The organism is Halobellus rarus (assembly GCF_024494595.1).
GTDB classification, from domain to species: Archaea; Halobacteriota; Halobacteria; order Halobacteriales; family Haloferacaceae; genus Haloquadratum; species Haloquadratum rarum.
In genome coordinates this window covers 1-1,490 of the sequence record NZ_JANHDI010000022.1, presented here as the reverse complement: position 1 = coordinate 1,490, position 1,490 = coordinate 1, and the positions used below count along the sequence as shown (strand labels likewise).

The window sequence follows — 1,490 nt, the reverse complement described above, 5'->3', positions numbered from 1 at the left end:
CTGTCTCTTACCCATAAGTCTCAGGAGTGCAGTTCGTATCCCTCCGCCCAGGTCTGAAGTTTCTTGAGGCCTTTCCACATCGTCTCCCAACCGGGCGGTGGATCGGAATTTCGGTCAAGGTAGCCGCCGATCTTCGCAACTGCAATTGCGTACGCTTGAGCCTCGTTGTCGGTCAATTCTGGAAATTTCGTTTGCAGAATTGACCGTTCAGTCTCGCTCAGAAGGACATCAGGTGAGTAGTATGTCTCTCCCCGAGCAAGTTCCCGCAACTCCAGCACCTTCCACGCAATCACCGAGTAGACACTCAACAAGACCTCCATACGTTCCCACGTTTCTAGCCGACGTTCCTCGATTCGGCATCCAGTTTTCAGCACCTTGTGCCAGTCTTCGATCGTCCATCGGGCGCGATAGGACTCTACCACACTCAGCGAGTCATTGAACGTAGCGACCGATTCAGTGGTGAGTAACACCCACTGAATCGGGTCATCTTGTTCTCCAAGTTCGTCGATTCGTACGACGTTTACCTCGACTGGCTCGGTGTGAGTTGGATCGTTCTTTGGAGGGAGTAACTCACACGAGCCGGCTTTGACGATGAGCTCAGCCTCTCTAGCTTCTCTTCCACTTCCTTGTTCGATCTCGATAGACGTGCGACCTTGTTCGGGGAGGTCTTCACTCCAGTCAATCAGACGCCCGTCCGTTCCGGACGGCGTCTGAATACAGCGGTTCTGATTTGCACGGATGACGAATCCAGCGTCTAGCTCGTCTGTAACTTCGCGGTAGAACGCAAATGCATCGGCTCCTCGGTCGTGGATGAATATCGGTCGAATATCCTCGGCAAGCCAGTCGCTGGCTTGCCTGTCCCCTCGAATCCATTTTTTCTGTTCGCTTTCTAATTCGATCGGCTCACCCTTCCCATTCGCGTCGTGTTTGGTGCTGGCCTGTTGGTCCTCGATCAGCGACTGCTGATCGATGACCCCAGTCATACGATGTGTCTGTGGATCGACTCCGATCGTCGAGTGAACCTTGACACCTTCGAGATCCGTGGTGGAGTTGCCGATGTCACCGAGTCCTTCCTTTGACGGATGTCTCGGAAACACAAGCTCGGTCGTGTCAGAGATAACTAGAAGCTCCTCCGTATCACGGACGCGTGAGCGTTGTTCTCGCTTGTGCGCATCAAGAATCTCGTTCGGATCCACACGCTCGTTATCACAAAATCGGTACGTAGCCTTTGTGGAGGCCCAGCCTTCGCAGGCGTTAGGGATCGACTCGGCAGGTGCCCTGCCGAGCCGATCTCCGACCTGCATCAATCGGTCAGTGAGCCGTTCGTCACCAAACTCAGCAGACTTGAACTCCTTGCGAACTGTGCCAGAGACATCGGTCTGGCGCAGCTCCACCTCGTCTACTTCAGTCCGCCGGCTTCGTGAACCGCTCTGCATCTTGGCCACAGGTTCCACGAACTATGGCGATAGGAGTTGTGGGTAAGAGACAGC

The 1,490-nt window shown here is 54.5% G+C and carries 1 protein-coding gene; it reads right to left on the bottom strand.

Going from position 1 to position 1,490, the window contains the following annotated elements; all coding sequences use genetic code 11:
• Nucleotides 1-20: 20 nt before the first annotated feature.
• Nucleotides 21-1,436, bottom strand: coding sequence for an IS4 family transposase (locus NO876_RS17905; RefSeq protein WP_256423041.1), 1,416 nt, complete (start codon nt 1,434-1,436; stop codon nt 21-23).
• Between the last annotated feature and the right edge of the window lie 54 nt (nt 1,437-1,490).